At 57.2% G+C, this 19,154-nt stretch carries 13 protein-coding genes and 1 pseudogene; 11 read left to right on the top strand and 3 right to left on the bottom strand.

What is annotated here, in order from left to right; all coding sequences use genetic code 11:
• Positions 1-143: 143 nt before the first annotated feature.
• The 10 genes from AC3ANP_RS16180 (at position 144) to AC3ANP_RS16135 (ending at position 12,857) form a co-directional block, all read left to right on the top strand.
• Entirely contained in the window at positions 144-1,151 is a 1,008-nt protein-coding gene (locus AC3ANP_RS16180; RefSeq protein WP_488331139.1) for a hypothetical protein, read from the top strand.
• Positions 1,152-1,335: 184 nt separating this feature from the next.
• Positions 1,336-4,140 (top strand): hypothetical protein, encoded by a 2,805-nt coding sequence (locus AC3ANP_RS16175; RefSeq protein ID WP_488331138.1) that lies wholly within the window; start codon positions 1,336-1,338, stop codon positions 4,138-4,140.
• Between the two features lie 35 nt (positions 4,141-4,175).
• Entirely contained in the window at positions 4,176-5,156 is a 981-nt protein-coding gene (gene pseB / locus AC3ANP_RS16170) for a UDP-N-acetylglucosamine 4,6-dehydratase (inverting) (RefSeq protein WP_488331137.1), read from the top strand.
• Positions 5,156-6,310 carry a UDP-4-amino-4,6-dideoxy-N-acetyl-beta-L-altrosamine transaminase gene (pseC, locus tag AC3ANP_RS16165; RefSeq protein ID WP_488331136.1) on the top strand — a complete coding sequence of 385 codons (1,155 nt, stop codon included), beginning with the start codon at positions 5,156-5,158 and terminating at the stop codon, positions 6,308-6,310. Before pseB ends, pseC begins: the two co-directional genes overlap by 1 nt.
• Positions 6,307-7,398, top strand: coding sequence for a polysaccharide pyruvyl transferase family protein (locus AC3ANP_RS16160; RefSeq protein ID WP_488331135.1), 1,092 nt, complete (start codon positions 6,307-6,309; stop codon positions 7,396-7,398). Before pseC ends, AC3ANP_RS16160 begins: the two co-directional genes overlap by 4 nt.
• Before the next feature lie 120 nt (positions 7,399-7,518).
• Complete coding sequence (gene pseF, locus AC3ANP_RS16155; protein ID WP_488331134.1) at positions 7,519-8,208, top strand: pseudaminic acid cytidylyltransferase; 690 nt, start codon at positions 7,519-7,521, stop codon at positions 8,206-8,208.
• Positions 8,209-8,309: 101 nt separating this feature from the next.
• Positions 8,310-9,374: a UDP-2,4-diacetamido-2,4,6-trideoxy-beta-L-altropyranose hydrolase gene (gene pseG / locus AC3ANP_RS16150; RefSeq protein ID WP_488333092.1), complete on the top strand. Its 1,065-nt coding sequence runs from the start codon at positions 8,310-8,312 to the stop codon at positions 9,372-9,374.
• A 13-nt stretch (positions 9,375-9,387) separates the two neighbouring features.
• Positions 9,388-9,879, top strand: a complete 492-nt coding sequence (gene pseH / locus AC3ANP_RS16145) for a UDP-4-amino-4,6-dideoxy-N-acetyl-beta-L-altrosamine N-acetyltransferase (protein ID WP_488331133.1) — start codon at positions 9,388-9,390, stop codon at positions 9,877-9,879.
• 2 nt (positions 9,880-9,881) lie between these two features.
• Entirely contained in the window at positions 9,882-10,961 is a 1,080-nt protein-coding gene (gene pseI / locus AC3ANP_RS16140; protein ID WP_488331132.1) for a pseudaminic acid synthase, read from the top strand.
• A 606-nt stretch (positions 10,962-11,567) separates the two neighbouring features.
• Positions 11,568-12,857, top strand: coding sequence for an ISL3 family transposase (locus AC3ANP_RS16135; protein ID WP_488331131.1), 1,290 nt, complete (start codon positions 11,568-11,570; stop codon positions 12,855-12,857).
• A gap of 138 nt (positions 12,858-12,995) precedes the next feature.
• On the opposite strand, the gene istB is transcribed toward AC3ANP_RS16135, so the two are convergent.
• The 3 genes and pseudogenes from istB to AC3ANP_RS16120 form a co-directional block, all read right to left on the bottom strand.
• Positions 12,996-13,784, bottom strand: coding sequence for an IS21-like element helper ATPase IstB (istB, locus tag AC3ANP_RS16130; RefSeq protein WP_488331130.1), 789 nt, complete (start codon positions 13,782-13,784; stop codon positions 12,996-12,998).
• A pseudogene (gene istA / locus AC3ANP_RS16125) lies at positions 13,781-15,323 on the bottom strand (IS21 family transposase). The gene istB and the pseudogene istA overlap by 4 nt, the downstream one beginning before the upstream one ends.
• Before the next feature lie 179 nt (positions 15,324-15,502).
• A complete protein-coding gene (locus tag AC3ANP_RS16120) occupies positions 15,503-16,750 on the bottom strand; it encodes an IS110 family RNA-guided transposase (RefSeq protein ID WP_488331129.1) in 1,248 nt (415 codons plus the stop codon).
• A 1,117-nt stretch (positions 16,751-17,867) separates the two neighbouring features.
• Between AC3ANP_RS16120 and AC3ANP_RS16115 the strand changes: the two genes are divergently transcribed.
• Positions 17,868-19,154, top strand: coding sequence for a UDP-glucose dehydrogenase family protein (locus tag AC3ANP_RS16115; protein WP_488331128.1), 1,287 nt, complete (start codon positions 17,868-17,870; stop codon positions 19,152-19,154).

The following is a 19,154-nucleotide window of genomic DNA, read 5'->3' as shown; positions in this document are numbered from 1 at the left end:
TTAGAGCGTTCTCAGCAAGCTGGAAGTTTTGGTGCTTCCGTCGGCCCCGATGCCAAAGTCTTCGCAGAAGCGCATGTTTCCTGGAATTAAAAAAAGCTTGGAACCTTGATTATGATGGCGCCGCGGAAACTGAAAGGAAAAATATGACCCTGGACCAGAACTTTGCAACTCAAAGGGGAGTCGTCCTCATTAACCTGACCGGCAAGCTTCGTGAAACTCGTTTCGATAGTGATTGGGGAGAGGCCGGTCTGCATTTACTGGTCGCGGATGACCTCCGCGTATTCAGTGATCTTCTCAAAGATCACCGAGATGTGCATGCGGTGGCGGTCATTGAACCCCTAGTTGATACTGTAGCCCACGCCATGTCTACTGGGGCCGTACCAGAGGTAGCTATTCGTGAGTGCGAAGTCCTGGTCGAGACCCTGGAACGTATGGGACGAGAGTTCGGTGAGCGCGTCTCAGTAGTGGAGCAGACTTCAGACCCGGAAATCCTGGCAGCCCATTTGCAGAAGCGGGCGGTTCCCAGCCTCGATCGAGCGGTGGCAGAACTGATCCTGTCAAACTACTCTTCCGGTCCTACAGCAAAGCGCGACAGCAATGCCACATTGGCTGCCAACTTCCTGGTTGACGAAGTTGCGGTGACCAATCGAATTGCCGCCACGGGTATGTCTTGGATACCCGGAAAGGAAGCAAGTCACCGCAGGGAAGCTTTCAAAATAATGCAGCAGCGCTTAGCGAAATCGCCTCTGACAACTGTGGTATCTACAGATTCAGCTGCGCAATCGGCGATGCACGCCGACCACGTGCCCGTCTCGGGGATGGCTCAGGACCTCATGAACGAAAACGTTGCTATGCTCCACCAGCTGCACGAAATACAAATCGAACTAAACAACTACATAGCTGCCAATCGTGCCCAAGAAGAAAAGCTGGTGGCATTCCGGCGAGGCCGACGTTACCGAAAAGCGAAAGTGGCTGAACTGGAGCTCGAAGTTCAAAAGATGTCAAGACACATTTCTGACCTTGACAGTCAGTTGAAGCAAGCACGCCCTAAAATTCGAACCGACCTGGAGTCGAGTGCTGCAGCGCAAACACCAGTAGGGGATTCCCCGAACAGGAGCCATAGTCTACGGGAAGCAACGACGGCTAATTGAAAGCATGGGGTGTCTTTTCCGAGTTCCGTGGTGCGATCGACAAAAAATTATGGGATCGTTTCGTCCGTGTCACTAGCTCTCGCGCCGACCCATTTTAATATACAAGTAGACCTGAAAACCAATACTTCTTTGAGAATGGTGACTTCCACGCGGTTACTCGGCGAAAAGCAAAATGAGGGAAAATATGACTGATCTGCTAGGGACGATCGCCGCAGGCATGAACAAGGTTGCCTCCGTCATTGAGTCGAATGCTGGATACGATGACATTCTGGGGAGCCGGCTTGATAAATTGGAGTATCTCACCATTGCCACGGACAGTTCGGGGGCGTTAGTCGATAAGCCCGCGATGGTAGAGCTGTTTGCCAAAAGCATCTATTCTCACCGTCCCAAGGTCTTTAAGGCTTCGAAAGCGCTTCTCAGCAGTCGTTTGCTTGCGTTCGCTTCGACGGCAAACAACCGCCGGGAAATTTTGCATTTCGAAGATTTGTTGGAAAGAAATGAGCTCCCTTTCAGGGTTCCAAATCTTTGCGATCTTGAGTACGTAAGGTCCGACGCGGAGCTCTTTGAAGTTCGTGGGGCGATTTGTCTCGCGTTCGACGAATTCATTTCATCCCGTACATGCATAACAAGAGGTCTCCTGCACCAACTGCTAAACTTCGGTCGCTTCTTTTTGGCCGCTTATGAAACTCTTAGAAAAAGCACTAGCGAAGGCTTCATAGTTGCGAATGACCACTCGCCGGCACCAGTGGCCTACGCGAAGGTGGCAAGCCACTTCAAAAAGAGGGTTATATACATTCAGCATGCCGAGGTAACTAAAAACTTTCCTGCCCTTGATTTTGATCTCTCAATATTGCGTAATCGTCTTTCCAAAGAAATCTACAGTAGTGTCGGCTCACCGAGTGGCAAGATCTTAATTAGTCCGCGATCTCAGTCATCTTTTGATCCAGCGGAAGTTGCCACGGTGCGAGCTTCTTTAATAGGTTCTGGCACGGTTCCTGCGTATATTTACCCCACAAGTGTAAGTAGTATCGATGAGATTTCGAAGCTCTATGAGTCGCTGGACGCAAATCCGCACGTCTCGCGAACTGCAGTAAAACTTCATCCGTCCGTCAACGATGAGGGCCTTTACTTGCAGAGGGGGATGCGGATCGAGAAGTTGACACCGACATTCGCTCATCTTGCAGTCTGTGGAAACTCCTCGGTCGTGATTGAGCTTCTGGCTTCAGGAAGCCTCGTATACCAGTGTTTTGATCTTGACCGTATTACTCCCGACTACTACGGGTTCGTGCAGCGAGGATTAGTTCAGAGTATTACGGGCGCGGAGATTTCATTAGCAGATTGGCGGCCAGGGAAGGATGCATCAGCAGTAGTGCCTGCGTTAGAGGACTATCTTCCGAACCCCAAGAGCGCCGAGAGCGTTATCGACAACCTCAGAAGCAAGCGACTCCTCCTTGAGAATACTACAAAAGGTCCAATTGAAGTTAGAGATGAGCATCGGATGAGGAACGAAGAGAGCTTTCTTCGCGACGTCTATTGCTATCCTCTATCACTCTTAGAGCTCAGCAAGAGCCGTGACAACCTGTATGGTGACGACTGGTGGATCATCGGAGTGCTGAATTCGGCCTTCGACCGCAGAGATGTGAACTTACCCGGTGCTTATGATCGAGTCAGTGTTGACTCAGCTGATTCGGTGGTTGAGTTTTGGCTGGTGGCGAAAGCAATCGAGTGGACGGGACGAACTCCAAGCCTTGCAGGTATGCGCCACCTGACCGAATTCGCTTTGTCGTATAACTCGAATATTAAAGCAAAAAAGTGGCTCGAATCGAAAATGTTGGACCTGCTGATGAGGTTTGCCAGTCCCGGTGAACTTATCGATTTTATGGGCCGGGCGAGCTATATAGCGACGAATCCGATTCGCGCGAACAAGAGTGTAGCCTTCTACAGGTACATGAACCAGCACCCTGAGTGGCACCAGCAACTCAGATCCCTGCACGATCCAGAATCCCATCTTGAGTCCAGTCTGGACAGGTTGAAAGTGTCTGTACAGGGCCTACGTCGTATTGGTGGAGAGCTTGAGTACGACGACTACCGGACGGTCGAGGAAGAATTCCTTCGGGCCCATCCTGTGATCTCCGTTGAGTATCAGGAATTGGTCCAATCGGTCTATGGGTCTGTAGGTCACCGTGCGGAATTTATGGATGTTGAGCGTGATTCCCAGCAGCGATCTGAAGTCCTCGCGCTTATTATCGAGAAATTAGCAAATAGAGAGGGCTTTTCTTTTGTTCGGCTGAGTGACGGTGAAGGAATAATATTTCGCGAGTTCTCCCCGTTCTTCACACTCCAGGACTCTCGGAATAGGCAAAGACACTGGTGGGGACAGGAGATTCCTAGCGGCACATTGAATCGACTCGTATCTGATCTCCAGGATAGTGTGCGCGAGGCCGATATGCTGGGGATTCCTAGCGTTTACCGATTTCTTCGCGATCATTCGCATCGCACGAAATCACTTTCACAGACTATTCAGGGCAGGGGGCTGATATCTGTCCTTCAGGGCATTCGGCACTTCGATGATGGCAAGAAGCTGTATACTGACGATAAAGCAAACATCGTACTATTTAATGATGTGGAGACGATTCGCCAGCTCTCCGCCTTGGCGAATCGTCTTATTGTTGTGTCCAGTGGTTCACGGGAATCCGTGTTTGAGGTATTTGGTGATTGCCCTGGAATGCTCCATATACCTGTGCCTACGCATAACAAGACTCGGTCGAATCCGAAGTACCAACATGGGGGCCGTCCATTGCCCTTCGTTTATCAGGAGATTGATGAGCAGCTCGCTAGCGTCGCGAGTGCTGGAGACCTGGTCTTGGTCGGTGCTGGCGTGGCGGGGAAGGTGTTTGTAAGAACTGCAAGACGAGAAGGTTGCGTCGGGCTTGACATAGGCAGCGCTATGGATCAGTTGCTTAAAGCCGGCATTCATTCGCTTTTTTAGATAAGAGGAGACTCAAGATGATACAAGGTTCCACAATGCTCGTTACCGGCGGCACGGGGTCTTTTGGTAATACGTTTATACCAATGACGCTAGATAAGTTTAATCCCCGGAGAATTGTTGTTTTTTCTAGGGATGAGATGAAGCAGTGGGAAATGGCAAAGCTGTTCAAGGATGATGACCGAGTGCGGTTCTTCCTTGGAGACGTTCGTGATAAGGATCGTATGTACCGGGCTCTGGACGGCGTCGACTACGTCGTACACGCCGCTGCGACGAAGATCGTTCCTACAGCCGAGTACAACCCCTTTGAATGTGTCAAAACGAATGTGATGGGTGCGATGAATTTGATCGACGCCTGCATCGATAAAGGGGTCAAGCGAGTCGTCGCGCTTTCGACCGACAAGGCTAGCAGCCCAGTGAATCTTTACGGAGCCACCAAGCTTACGTCTGACAAGCTTTTTGTCGCGGGAAATTCGTATGCCGGAGGCCACAACACGCGGTTTTCAGTAGTGCGGTATGGAAACGTCATGGGATCACGGGGGTCGGTGATCCCATTCTTCCTCTCCGAGCGTGACCGTGGCGTACTGCCAATAACGCATCCGGAGATGACCCGGTTCATGATCTCTCTAGAGCAGGGCGTGGAGCTGGTTTGGCACGCTTTGGCTGATATGGAGGGTGGTGAGATCTACGTCAAGAAAATCCCTTCCATGAGGGTGACAGACTTGGGCAGTGTGGTAGCTCCTGATGTTGAGCAAGAGATCGTTGGCATTCGACCCGGAGAGAAGCTTCATGAACAAATGATCGGCTCCGAGGATGCGGCATACACCTATGAGTACGATGAGCATTTTAAGGTCCTGCCGGCAATAAACAGCTGGGATAGGGACGCCAACCGGATCAAGGACGGCCGACTTGTCGCCCCGGACTTCACGTACGCCAGTGATAGCAACCCAGAGTGGATGTCAGCCGAAGCACTGCGCGATTGGATGGACTCCAACCGGGGCAAGATTGGAACCATCTGATGATTCCCTACGGGCGGCAGGACATCCGTGCCGAGGATGTTGCAGCAGTCGTCTCGGTGCTTAATTCAGACTTTCTTACCCAAGGCGCAGTGGTGCCGTCCTTCGAGAGAGCAGTGGCAGAAAGAGTCGGGGCGAAACACGGAGTCGCAGCGAACAGTGCGACATCCGCTCTCCACCTGGCGTGTCTCGCGCTGGGGCTCGGGGCCGGCGACACCCTATGGACAACTCCCAACACGTTTGTAGCGTCAGCGAATTGTGCTTTGTACTGCGGCGCCGATGTGGATTTCGTCGACATTGATCCGGTGACCTATAACATGTCTGTCGAAGCACTCGAGGAGAAACTTCGGAAGTCCTCAATCAGCGGGCGTCTTCCCAAGATTCTCGTTGTCGTGCATTTCGCGGGTCAGCCCTGTGACCTAGTAGCGATAAAGAGTCTGGCTGATGAATTTGGAGTGAAAATCCTCGAGGACGCGTCACACGCCATCGGAGCGCGGTATGGTGATGAATACATCGGGAGTGGGCAATACAGTGACATCACCGTCTTCAGTTTTCACCCGGTAAAGATAATCACGACAGCCGAGGGTGGTTTGGCAGTCACAAATAGTGCGTATCTCGCTGGCCGGATGAGACTGCTGGGAAGTCACGGGGTGACTCGAGACGAACGACTCATGGGGAATGATCCCGACGGTCCCTGGTATTATGAGCAAGTTGATCTTGGTTTCAACTATCGCATGACGGAGATCCAAGCTGCGTTGGGTGTATCCCAGCTGGCGCGTCTCGATGAATACGTTAGTAAGAGACATTCGCTCGCGGACCGATATGACGAGTTACTCGCTGCGTTGCCCGTTGTGACCCCACACAGGCGAGGCAACAGCTACTCTGCGCTTCACCTTTACCCGATACAAGTCGAATCGTCTGACCAGCGGCGTGTAGTTTTTGGACGTATGCGTGAGCTGGGAGTGGGAGTCAACGTGCACTATAAACCAGTGCATACACAGCCGTATTATCGCCAAAGGGGATTTAAGTGGGGGGATTTCCCCGAGTCTGAGGCGTACTATGGCCGAGCCATCTCGCTTCCGATGTTTCCGACTATGGGCGCCGGCACTGTAGCCGCTGTTGTCGATGCGCTGGAGAGCTCGTTGGGTCCTGCATGAAGCGATACCTGGTGGTCACTACTTACCCGGCTCATGGGTCGCGTAACATCGGAGACTACCTCATCACGCAGTCGCTGATCTCGATGATCGAAGCGACAGCCGGGCACGAGGCACATGTCGATGTTATCTGGCGTGCCGCACCTTGGGAGGAAGTGTCCGAGGTTGTTCTAGGAGCCGATCATGTCTTTTTCGCTTGTCTAGCTATCCGGCCGGAAATGGAGAGCGTTGTCTACCCATTTGCGAGGAAGGTTATGGAGAGTAGCGTAAGCTATTCTATTCACGCTGCCGGCACTGACTTACGTGTCAAGGATGATATTTCTATTCTTGAGATGATGGATGAGGCAAGCCTGACTTTTTTGAAAGATCTTGCCCTGCGTGCCAAAGTATTCACTACCCGCGGTGTCTTGACTCAGGCGTTTTGCCGTTTGTCCGGGATTACTGCTGCCCAGTTTTCGGGTGACGTAGCGTTCTATGCGCCCGAAATGTACGGTATCGAGTTCAAAGCCTTAACCTCCGTGAGAAATATAGTTGTATCTGACCCCCATCGTGCGACACAGTACATGGATTCTTTTGTCTGCTTGATAGCAGGGTTAAAGAAGCTCTTTCCGCAGGCGAGCGTGATGGTCGCGTTGCATGGCAGAAATCAGGAAGTGGAGGCTGCTTGCAGTGTGCTAGGCCTGGATATTACTTTGATTTACGAGAATCCTGCGACTGGGCTATCCATTTATGAGGGATGCGATTTGCACGTCGGGTATAGGGTTCATGGTCATGTCGCCGCTCTGAAACTACGGAAAGTCTCATATCTGCTGGAGCAAGATGGGCGTGGGGCTGACTACGGATTGACCCTGTCTCGAAAAATAAGCGTTCCGAACTATTTACAATTAGTTCGCGCGAACGACGATAAACGACTCCTGATGAGTCGCGCATCGGTGTCACCGCCTCAGCAGCTTCTGAGTATGGTAGAACAGGACTATATCGATAATTTCAAGCGCTTCGAGGGTTTCGATCAAGAGCTTGAAATGATTAGTAGACGTGCACTTGAGTCGGTAAGGGCTGCCATCGTAATCGAACCCCTCTTGCAGCCTTGACTTTTCCTCGGGCATCCTGGAGCCATCACCACCCTGCTCACCTCGAATTGGAGTCTGAATGAAGCGGATCACCAAAAGTTCTCGCTATAGCGCACCCAGCGGTGCTGCACTGGAGATCTCATGAGTACATGCGTAATTCCGGCTCGCGGGGGTAGCAAGAGGATTCCCCGGAAGAACATCCGTGAGTTCGCTGGAAAACCGTTGGTGTGCTGGTCAATTGAAGCTGCCCGCGACGCTGCGATCTTCGATCGCGTGGTCGTTTCGACGGATGATGCAGAAATTGCTGATATAGCGAGAGATGCCGGTGCCGAGGTTCCATTCGTGAGACCGCAGGAGTACTCAAACGACTTTGCCCCAACCATCCCAGTCGTCGCACATGCGATTGATGCGCTTGGCGTGAATACAGGTTTGGTCTGTTGCTTGTATGCGACAGCGGCGTTTGTGCAGGCTTCGGATCTCATTGCTGGCCGAGATTCCTTAGTGGCTTCTCCGGCGGCCGAATATTCCGTTGCGGTAACTACTTTCGACTTCCCCATTCAACGGGCGCTGAAGTTTCACGCGGACGGACGTCTGAGACTGTTTAGCCCTGAGTACGAGAATGCTCGCTCCCAGGATTTGGAGGAAGCATGGCATGACGCCGGCCAATTCTATTGGGGGCGTGCTAGGGCGTGGCGTGATGAGCTTCCTATCTTCGGCAGCGGCGCCGTCCCAGTGGCCCTACCGCGGCACCGAGTGCAAGATATCGATACGTTGGAGGATTGGGTGCGCGCGGAATGGATGTTCAAGGCATTTAGGAAGTGGAACGTGTGAGCATCCCTGGGACTGATGTGGGGAGTATTGGCGTATCCTTGCAGCATTTCACGGCAGTGTTCCGTGCCGACGCCTCGTCAGTCATCGGTTCAGGGCACGTTATGCGGTGTCTGACCCTCGCAGAGGAGTTGAGGATCCGAGGAGGCGATTGCTTGTTCGTGTGCCGGGCAAACGAGGGCGATCTACTCGGAGAGATACGACGCAGGGGATTTAGCGCCATACCGATGAGAATGGTGGGCACTGACATTGCGACGAAGTCAGGTTCCGCTTTAGACCACGCTGATTGGCTAGAGGGCGGATGGCACTTCGATGTGAACGAAACTTTGCAGGTCCTGGTCGACGTGACATTCGACTGGTTGGTCATAGACCACTACGGTATAGACCATCATTGGGAGTCGGAGTTCAAAGCGGCCCGTCCAGCGGTTAGGGTCGCGTGTATTGACGACCTTGCGGATCGAGTGCATGACTGTGACTTGTTGGTGGATCAGAATCTCGGCCGTGGGCCCCAGGACTACACCGCCCTCGTTCCCCCCGATTGTGCGATGCTTTTGGGGACGCAGTACGCGCTCCTACGGCCGGAGTTTAGGGCCTTGCGTGGGGAAAGCTTGGCCCGTAGGCGCGCCGACTGTATCCCTGAGCGCATATTCGTGAATCTCGGTGGCGTTGACATAGGGAATATGACAGCACGCGTGATCGAAGCGCTGGCCGGGCTGCCCGAGGCCAACAACATCAAGGTTGACATCGTTCTTGGTGGATCTGCCTTGCATTCGGATTCGGTTCTACGAACAGCGCGTATGCTCCAGTTGGACACCACGGTCTACGTCAACACGGCCAGAATGGCTGAGCTAATGGCGTTAGCGGACGTGGCCGTTGGAGCTGGAGGTGGTACAAGCTGGGAACGATGCTGTCTAGGAGTCCCGAGCATGGTGCTCGAACTCGCGCGTAATCAACGAGACGTGGTGTTAGCCCTTGCAAGGCAGGACGTCGCGTATATCCTCGATGCCAGCTCGTTGACTGCTTCTGTCCTGGAAGCATGGAAAAAACTCCAAGATCCGGAGCGATTGCTCCAAATGAGTATGAATGCCTCAAATTTAGTCACGGGCGATGGGGCCGTGCTGGTCACTGACGCACTCCTAGAAGGGGTAGAAATTGAATCAAGCTTCTAGTGTCTTACGGACCATGGTTTTGGACGATCTTGCGGTCGTTCTTAGGTGGCGTAATCACCCCGATATTCGGCGGCACATGTACACACAGCAGGAGATATCGCTATCCGAGCACAAGGCATGGTTCGAACGCGCGAAGGAGTCGCCTCGCGAGCATCTCCTAGTGTTGGAATCCGGGTTCGATAGGATAGGTTATGCGCGCATTCGTATTCAGGACGACCTTGCTAAGCGGGCCGAGTGGGGATTTTACCGTGCGCCTGAGGCCCCGCACGGTACAGGTTTTCAGCTATGTGTGCGGACGCTGGAGTATGCCTTTCAGGACCTCTCACTTCACAAAGTCTCTGGCGAAGTGTTGGCCAGCAACGCTCGCTCGTTAGCGCTTCACCGCCGACTCGGTTTCCGCGAAGAGGCACGTTTTCGTGATCAACAGTTCGATGGTGATCGGTACTGGGACTCATTTGGGTTCGGGCTACTTGAGTCCGAGTGGATGACCAATTTAGGAGCATAAGGATGTCCGGGTTAGAAGGAATGAGAATCAACGGGCGGGAGATTTCCGCGGAAAACCCGCCGTATATTATCGCGGAACTGTCCGCGAATCACAACGGGGATATTGCCAATGCGTTTCGAATCATCGCTGAGGCGAAGAAAGCGGGAGCGGATGCCGTTAAGCTGCAAACTTACCGTCCGGACACGATAACGCTAGACAGTGATGGCCAAGATTTTAAAATCTCGGGTGGTCTCTGGGATGGGCGAACTCTTTATGAGTTGTATGAAGAGGCCCACATGCCTTGGGAGTGGCACGGACCTTTGTTTAAGTATGCGCGTGATAAAGGGATAACTATTTTTAGTTCACCATTTGATCGCACCGCTGTAGACCTGCTCGAAGATCTGAACGCTCCAGCTTACAAGATTGCGTCATTTGAAGCTGTCGATCTTCCGCTCATTCGGTATGTCGCCCAAACTGGTAAGCCAATAATCATTTCCACAGGTATGGCTAATGCTGAAGAAATTCAGGAAGCTATCGATGCTGCGAGAGATGGTGGCTGCCGGTCACTCGCAATCTTGCACTGCGTGAGTGGCTACCCAGCACCTGCAGGAGATTACAATTTACGCACTCTTGCCGACATGGGGCGAAAGTTTGGGGTGGTCACAGGCCTCTCTGATCACACCACCGACAACGTGACCGCTGTCACGAGTGTTGCGATGGGCGCAAGTTTGATTGAGAAGCATGTGACTCTAGACCGCAATGGCGGAGGACCGGACGACAGCTTCTCCCTCGAGCCGCAAGAGCTAGCGGCTTTGTGCCGGGACACTCGTACTGCCTGGGAATCCCTCGGGGTTGTCGACTACGGGCGAAAGTCCAGTGAGTCAGGCAATGCACAATTCCGTCGGTCGTTGTATTTCGTGCAGGACATGGAAGAAGGCGCAGTTGTACGGCCGGAGCATGTAAGAAGCGTGCGTCCGGGGTACGGCCTGCCTCCCAAGTTCATTGATCAGATTATTGGTCAAACTCTGAGCCGACGCGTCAACAGAAATACTCCTGTTACTGAGGAGTCGTTCCAAGAGTTTCGCATTGGTGGAGATACCTAATACGCAGGGCAGTCTCTCGCCTATTCGGTAGGAGGGGGTGGCTGTCCGTGGGAATTCTTACAAGTGGGGCTTGGCCGGGCCACAAACGGGGCCTTCACAAATAAGCATCGATCCCGGGTCTGAGGATGACGGCGTCGCGTAGGTGGTGTGCGCTGGCGGCAGGGGGCGGCTGAAAGAGCTCGGGGTTTCTTTGAATTGGTCGCAATCAAACAACCAAGACCCAATAGAGAACCGGGAATGAACGAATCTATTGTTGGTCTATTAGATTCGGTAGGAGCGGTGGGAACGACTCCGCGAGGCGGCTCTTTACGGTTCGTGGGGAAATGGGGCCCTTTGCGTTTAGACATCATGTCTGGCTCCCATGTCCGCTGTGCACGCGTGCAGCTTTGCAGCTGCGCTTTATCGCTTGATCCACACCCCGTCTACCGATGAGTTGGCGAAGGACGGCATCCCGCTGGGTTCCAAAGGAGCCCGCCGCGATCTGTGTAAAGGGGCTCTCCGTGGTTCGTGGTGAAACGGATTCCGTGTCTTGAAAGCTGAAGGGCTCGTAGCCCTGCTGTGATGGATGTTCTCTACGCATTCATCAAGAGTCAGGAGCTACGAGCCTTGATCGAGCCTACTTCCCCGCGCCCCGATGCTGCCACCGCCCTTTTCAACCTGCCCGACTACCGCGTCACCGACACTGAGATCCTCACTTTCGGGCAGAGACGGGTCAGCGTCGAAGCCACTGCCGAGTCCGGGTGCCCCGCCTGTGGCGTGATCAGCACCCGCGTGCATTCCCGCCGACCACAACGTCTGCGCGACATCCCTGTCGCCGGCCCGGTCGAAGTGATCTGGGCCAAACGGAGATTCTTCTGCGATGAATACCTCTGCCCGCGCAGGACCTTCGCCGAGGAAACAGCCCAGGTCCCGCGCCGCGCCAGGTCCACCCGCAGGCTCCGCGACGCCCTCGTAGCCGCCGTCATCGGATCCGGACGGGCCGCCGCGGAAGCGGCCTCCTCGTTCGGTGTCTCATGGTGGCTGGTCCAGCGGGCTCTGGACTCCGCAGCACTGACACTGCCCGATGTTGATGCCCTGGCACCCCGGATGCTCGGCATCGATGAACACCGCTACCGTTCCGTGCGGTTCTTCCGCGACCCAGCCACCAAGGCCTGGAAACGCTACGAACCCTGGATGACCACCATCGTCGATCTGGACACCGGCCAGGTCCTCGGAATCGTGGATGGCCGCGACAGCGAAGGCGTCGGGGACTGGCTGTTCGCCCGCCCGCTCCAGTGGCGCCTGGGCGTGCAGGTCGTCGCGATTGACCCGTCAGCGGCGTTCCGCAAGGCCCTGAGAATGTGGCTGCCACGCACCGCGGTCTCGGTCGACGCGTTCCACCTGGTCAAGCTCGGCAACGAGATGCTCACCGAAGTCCGGCAGCGGCTCACCCAGCAGGTCCATGGCCGGCGGGGACGCTCGATCGACCCGGTCTGGGCCAACCGGCGCCTGTTGCTGCGGGCCGGGGACACACTCTCAGACCGGGCCCGCAACAGGCTCAGCACCGTGTTCGCCACCGACGATGACACCGGAAAATTGCATGCAGCCTGGCTGGTCAAAGAGCAGCTCCGGACGCTGCTCGCCACAGGATCCCTGGCCGACGCGGCTGCCGCGAAAAACCGCATGCAGGCCTTGGTAGAACAAGCTGCCCAGCCGGAAACGAACCGGCTCTGGCGCACGATCTGCCGGTGGTGGAAAGAGATCGAAGTCCTCATTGTCACCGGCGCGACAACGGCGAAAGTGGAAGCCAACAACACCGCGATCAAGCACATAAAAAGGACAGGCCGGGGATTCACCAACGCACGCAACTACAAAACGCGTATCCTGTTGCGCAGTGCCGCCAGAACAGCGGCATGAGCATTTGTCAATGGCCAGTAGTTTCTGCCCACGGGCGGCCAGTTGATGTGCCCGCTGGTGGCCAGTAGAACTGCCCGGTGATGGCCAACAGATCTGCCCACTGATTTGTTCGGCGGGGTTGGCCATCGTTTGGTTTGGTTAGTTCAGTCGGGTTACTCCTTTTCCTGCGAGGGCTTGGGTGAGGCGGACGGAATCGCCGCTGGTCTGGCAGACGTGGGCGTGGTGCAGCAGCCGGTCAACGGTGGCGGTGGCGAGCGTCTTGGGCATGAGCTCATCGAATCCGGCCGGGTGGAGGTTGGAGCTGATCGCGACTGACCGTTTTTCGTAGGCGGCGTCCACGACCCGGTAGAGGCCTTCGGCGGCGTCCGTGGCCACCGGCAGCAGGCCGATGTCATCGATGACCACGAGTTCGGCGCGCAGGATCCGGGCGACGGCGCGGGTGACGGTGTCGTCGGTGCGGTGCGCTCGGATCAGGACGCCGAGGTCCTCGAGCCGGAACCACGCCACGCGCATCCCGGCTTCCACGGCCTGTTGGCCGAGGGCTTCGAGGAAGAACGTCTTGCCGGTGCCGGAGGGTCCGCAGACGACCAGGTTCTCCCGCCGGCTGATCCATTCCAGGGTCCGCAGCGCCTGCTGGGTCGGGGCCGGGATGGAGGACACGGCCGGGTCCCAGGCATCGAAGGTTTTCCCGGTCGGGAAGCCCGCGGCCTTGCGGCGGGAGGCGAGCATGGACCGGGCCCGCCCGGCGGATTCCTCGGCGAAGAGGGCCTTGATGACCTCGACCGGTTCCCACCGCTGGGCGCGGGCTGTCGCGATCAGCTCCGGTGCCAGCGCCCGGGCGTGAGGCATCTTCAGGGACCGCATCAGGGCCTCCAGGTCCGGCGGCAGCGGCGGGGCCGCGGTGTTGGTCGTCGTGACGGGGCTCATCGGGGCTCCTCCGGGGTGGTGTTTGTGGCCGCGGTGTTCAGGGCGGGGTTGCCGATCGCGGCCCACGCGCCGGTTCCCTGGGTCAGGGAGGTGGCTTCGTTAGCGGCGTGGGTGGTGGTGCGGCGGATGTTGGCGTTCAGGATGGAGGCGAGGTCCGGGTGCGCGAAACGGCCATGCAGGGCCGCGTCGCCCAGTGCCCGGTCCACTGCCGCGGTGCCGGCGATTTTCGCCAGGGTCACTGCCTCGGCCATCTTCACGTTCATCCGTGTCGTCCCGGCCGCGGCGGCCTCGACCAGCCAGGTTCTGGCGCCGTCACCGATGGCCAGGAACGCGGCTTCGTCCGCGCTGCGGGCCCTGACCTCGTAGTCGCCGGGGATCCGGGTCCTGGTTCCGGGGAAATGCTCATCGTTGATGGCGGGGCTGCCGGGCCGTGCCCGGTCGTGGCGGGCGACTTCGACCGGGCCGGAGGCGCCGGGGTGGACGATGATGACCTGTTCGCCGGCCCGTCCCGTGGGTGCGCACGAACACCCGGGCCCCGAGCAGGTGCGCCGGGACGGAGTATTGGGCGTTCTCGAACGTGACCATCGGGGTGTTCTCCGGGACGGTGCGCGCCAGTCCGAACGCGACCGTGTGGGCGGTATCGGGGATCCGGTGCAGCCTGGGGGCTTCTTCGGCGAGCATGGACTCCGGTTTGCGCCGGGTCGCCCGGTGTTCACGGTTGTTGACCTCGTCCATGAACGCCGCGCAAGCAGCCTCGAGTTCCGCGAAGGAGGAATACTCGTCGCGGAGGTTGGTGTCTTTGGGCACGATGTCGGCCTTGGCGAGTTTCACGGACGCTTCGACCCCGCCTTTGGTGGCAGGGTCCGCCGGCTGGCAGGTCAGGACCGTGACACCGTAGTGCCGGGCGAAGTCCAGGGTCTGCTGGTTCCTGATCGGGACCCCGGCGACATGGGCGGTGGTGACGGTCTTCTCGTTGTCGGTGAGCACATACGTTGGTGCCCCGCCCAGGATGCGGAAGCACCGGTCCAAGGCAGCGAACACGCTCGGCGCGGTCCGGTCTTTGAGCGGGATCACGATCCGGAACCGGGAGAACGCCAGCCACGCCACAAACAGGATGGTCTTCACCCCGCCAATCCGGGGCCCGTCGCCGAAGTCGTACTGCAGCCACATCCCCGGCTCGGTGATCCAGGGCCGGTGGACCCGGGTATGGCCGAGCCGCCACGCCGCTTTGACCTGCGCGATCGCGCGGCGGGTGGAGCGTTCCGAACCCGTGTAGCCCAGGGCAACGAGCTTTTCGTGGGCTTTGTCCGCGCGGATCCGGCCCTTGGATCCTTCGATCCATTCCTCGATCTTGGGCAGAAACGCGTCCGTGACCCGGCCCCGGGCCGCGGGTTCCCCGATCGGCCGGCCAGCGTCCCTGGCAGCGACGTGTTTGGCAACGGTGTGGTGCGAGCAGCCCGTGAGCTCCGCGGTGGCGCGCAACGATCCGGTCAGATCGTAGGCAGCAAGAATTTCCATGATTTCTCCGTCAGACTTCATACAGGGCCTCTTCCTGGTTCGCTTTTGGTGCGCTTAGACACCGTCATCAAACCCCAGGGAGAGGCCCCCACCGCTTAAGACGCGGTCGGTTCAGTAAGGAAGTGGGCAGATCTCATGGCCACCGTCGGGCAGTTCTACTGGCCGTCAGTGGGCACTTTCGTGGCCGCCTATTACGAAAATTAAGATGATGCGGTCCGCATCGAAGAAGTGAGGGTGACCTCGTAGCCGAGTTCTCGGAGCTGCTTTAGTGCGCGAGCCTTCACTGCTCCCGGATTTGATCGAGCTTCGTAGTCGGCGCCCAGGTCCACATAACACTGGCCATTGCTGAGCATGTTCCAGATTGCGTTCAGAAGGGTATGTTCTATGGCGACGACAGCCTTGACCGGTCCCCGTCGTGCAGCGATTCGCCTGTACTTTACCGCCAGGTAGCTGCTCCGATGGTGAGAAGCAGCCAAAGCAGCGATGCCCAGTGCCGCCTTAAGATATTTGTTTCCTGGCAGTGTCTTGGACGACTTAATTCGACCGGCGGACTCGTGCGCGCTGGGACATACTCCTGCCCAGGACGCCAAGTGACCGGCATCGGAGAAGACAGCCATGTCGGCTCCGGTTTCGGCGATAATTACGTCAGCAACCAAAGTCGAGACGCCCGGGATCGTGACAAGGGCTTCACGCGCGGATTCAAAAGGCTTGATAGCCGACTCGATCCTTTCGGTGAGCGCATCAACTGTCCGCGTGTGAGTGTCGATCTCATCCAGATAGAGCTTTGCTAAGAACCCGTGATGTTCACTGAACCGTCCCGTGAGCGCTTCGACAAGTTCAGGGATCTTGGATCTCATCCGCCGCTGCGCAAATTGCGCGAGAATCAGAGGGTCCCGCTCGCCCCGAATCAATGCGTCCAGCATCGCCCGGGACGACACTCCAGTGAGGCTTGCGACTGTCCCGGAGAGCTTGATTCCAGAGCTTTCCAGCATCTTCTCGAGTCGTAGAACTTCGCGTGTTCGGTCGCCTACGGCTAGTGCCCGGGCTCGCGTAAGGTCCCGTAGCTCACGGATCGGTGGAGGGGGGACAAACGATGCCCGCAGCAGGCCATGGGCCGCGAGTTGGGCCAGCCAGGTCGCATCAGAGACGTCCGTTTTCCTGCCCGGGATGTTCCTGGCGTGCTTGGCATTGACCAGCATCACCGGCAGCGACTCCTCCATGAGATAGAAGAAGGGCTTCCAGTAATCGCTCGTTGCTTCCATCACGACAACCGTTGCCTGGGTTTCCGCGATGAACTGACTCAGTTTTAGAATCTCGTTCGTCGTCGAACCCCATGTCGTGACCGTCGAGGTGAACTGCCCCTGACGCTTGGCTGGCACACGGACACAAACCTTTGCGTCCCGTTTAGATATGTCGATGCCGACCGCACGTTCATGCACAACATCCACGATGCTCCTCCTTTGGCTCGAATCCAGAGCGTCCGCCAAGGGAAGGACAGGGATAAATCAGGAATCTATTACTCGTGCTCGAGGCAACATTCCACGGTTCCCGTGGAGGCCCTTCTCACCACGCTATGGGACGGGCAAAAGCACCAAGGCGGATCCGGCGATTACCGTGACGGACACTATCCATCATTCGCCTCCAGCCCAGACATAGCCACAAGCCAAGAGTGACCCGCGCGCAATTTTCGACGGGCACGGAGCGGCAGTGCCGCTCAGCCGCTATGGGCAGTTTTTCATGGCCGCTAACAAGCATTCATCTCAGCAGAACATTCACCACGAACCGTGAAGAGCCTGTAAAGGCCCTCAGTGAACGCGGCGCGCCGGTCGCGGGCATGGTCAGAGTCGATGTACGGCCCGAAGAAGCATCAGACCCCTGGGTTGCCTGTTCCGGCGAAGGGGGCCCAGGAACCGGCAGGGCGGGCAGGAGGGCTGTCCCACCTTCGCCGAGCGGGACAGCCGGTTCCTGATCATGCTCACTGTGCCCGAAGCAAGGAAGTCGACTGCATGGCTGATGTGCTCATCGAAGGAATCAACGATCTGCCGGTGCTGATTCGCGGCCCGTTGACTTGGTACCGGATCAGGGAGCGGAAATGGCCTGCCAGGCGCAAGAGAGCTTAGCCAGGAACTACCTCAACCCCCAATCGCGCCCGAAGCGTCGCACCGACGAGAACAACACGGGACTCGTCCTTGAGTATCCGCCAAAGGGCAAAGTCATTCCGTCCAAGGGAAATCCTGGGATCCCTGACACCCCGCGACGTATTGACCCGGCTAAACAACGATGACGTTGTTAAGACGGCCTGACACAGCGGGTTAACGATATCGAACGGCTTGTCCTGCGCAAGGCTGCGCGCGGAGGCTCCTACCGGCTTCGATCTCTCGTTGATATACGTCACTCAACTCTGCGGGGGGACGAGAAACCGAACTGAACGCTATATAGTGGACCCGTTTGGTTGCGCCATCTGCGCCCAAGATAACGAAATTTACTGCAGCGACTGGGGGACTAGTGACACTACGACTTACCGTGATTGGTACGGGATATTTGGGCGCGACGCATGCAGCAAGCATGGCTGAACTGGGATTCGAAGTCCTGGGCGTCGACGTCGACAAGGAAAAAATCGACAGCCTCAGCAGGGGAGAGCTGCCCATTCACGAGCCTGGCCTGCCCGAATTGCTGCGCAAGCACACCGCGTCGGGCCGCCTGCGCTTCACCACCTCATTCGAGGAGGCTGGCGCCTTCGGTGACGTGCACTTCATCGCGGTGGGTACGCCCCAGCGTGCCGGAGAACATGCGGCGGATATGACGTACGTAGACGCTTCAGTGGCAGCAATTGCCGCCGCAGCGACGAAGGACTGCCTCATCGTGGGTAAGTCCACTGTCCCTGTCGGTTCTGCACGTCGGCTGAGGGATCTTGTCGCCGAAGAATCGCGAGAGGGTGTCACGGTCGACTTCGCTTGGAACCCGGAGTTCCTGCGGGAGGGCTTCGCCGTGGAGGACACCCTGCGTCCAGACCGCCTGGTCGTGGGTTCTGAGTCGGCCGGCGCAGAAGCCATCCTGCGTGAGGTTTACGCCGACGCTATCAGCCGCAACACCCCGTTCATCTCAACGGACTTCGAGACGGCGGAACTCGTCAAGGTTGCGGCAAACGCCTTCCTCGCGACCAAGATCTCGTTCATCAACGCATTCTCCGAGGTCACCGAAACCGTGGGCGGCAATATCCGCACCCTGGCCGACGCCATTGGCCTCGACTCTCGGATCGGCCGCCGCTTCCTCAACGCCGGCATCGGCTTCGGCGGCGGCTGCCTGCCCAAGGACATCCGGGCTCTCCAAGCACGGGTTTCCGAACTCGGCTTGGACCGTACCATGCGCTTTCTGAACGAGGTCGACGAAGTGAACCTGCGCCGTCGAGACCGGGCAGTGCACGTTGCCGAGACACTCTTGGGCAGCGTTGAAGGCAAGCGCGTGGCCGTCCTGGGCGTTGCGTTCAAGCCAAACAGCGACGACGTCCGTGATTCGCCGGCACTTGACGTGGCGGCGAGGCTCTTCAACGCGGGAGCGAACGTGGCCGTGTACGACCCGGCGGCTAACGCCAACGCCGCCAAGCGGTTCCCCCGGCTGGACTACGTGGAGTCTCTAGCCGCCGCTGTCGATGATGCCGACTTGGTCATGCTTCTCACAGAATGGTCCGAGTTCGTTAAGGCCGATCCTGCTGAGATGGGTCAGGCTGTCGCGCACAAACGCATGTTTGACGGGCGCAATGTCCTAGAGCACGAGGCATGGACGTCAGCAGGGTGGGACGTTGTGGCACTGGGCCACAAGAGTGAACTGCTGGAGCTCGCCGCGATAGTTTAG

Source organism: Arthrobacter sp. JB02-1C (genome assembly GCF_057748045.1).
The sequence above is the reverse complement of the archived record's forward strand: the minus strand, read 5'-3'. Positions and strand labels throughout refer to the sequence as shown.

Bases quoted from the DNA above. Each gene is read 5' to 3' on its own strand.
- AC3ANP_RS16160 (WP_488331135.1), top strand. From the start codon at position 6,307: ATGAAGCGATACCTGGTGGTCACTACTTACCCGGCTCATGGGTCGCGT.
- pseH (WP_488331133.1), top strand. From the start codon at position 9,388: ATGGTTTTGGACGATCTTGCGGTCGTTCTTAGGTGGCGTAATCACCCC.
- istB (WP_488331130.1), bottom strand. From the start codon at position 13,784: ATGAGCCCCGTCACGACGACCAACACCGCGGCCCCGCCGCTGCCGCCG.
- pseF (WP_488331134.1), top strand. From the start codon at position 7,519: ATGAGTACATGCGTAATTCCGGCTCGCGGGGGTAGCAAGAGGATTCCC.
- pseG (WP_488333092.1), top strand. From the start codon at position 8,310: ATGCGGTGTCTGACCCTCGCAGAGGAGTTGAGGATCCGAGGAGGCGAT.
- pseI (WP_488331132.1), top strand. From the start codon at position 9,882: ATGTCCGGGTTAGAAGGAATGAGAATCAACGGGCGGGAGATTTCCGCG.
- pseB (WP_488331137.1), top strand. From the start codon at position 4,176: ATGCTCGTTACCGGCGGCACGGGGTCTTTTGGTAATACGTTTATACCA.
- AC3ANP_RS16115 (WP_488331128.1), top strand. From the start codon at position 17,868: ATGGCTGAACTGGGATTCGAAGTCCTGGGCGTCGACGTCGACAAGGAA.
- AC3ANP_RS16180 (WP_488331139.1), top strand. From the start codon at position 144: ATGACCCTGGACCAGAACTTTGCAACTCAAAGGGGAGTCGTCCTCATT.
- pseC (WP_488331136.1), top strand. From the start codon at position 5,156: ATGATTCCCTACGGGCGGCAGGACATCCGTGCCGAGGATGTTGCAGCA.
- AC3ANP_RS16175 (WP_488331138.1), top strand. From the start codon at position 1,336: ATGACTGATCTGCTAGGGACGATCGCCGCAGGCATGAACAAGGTTGCC.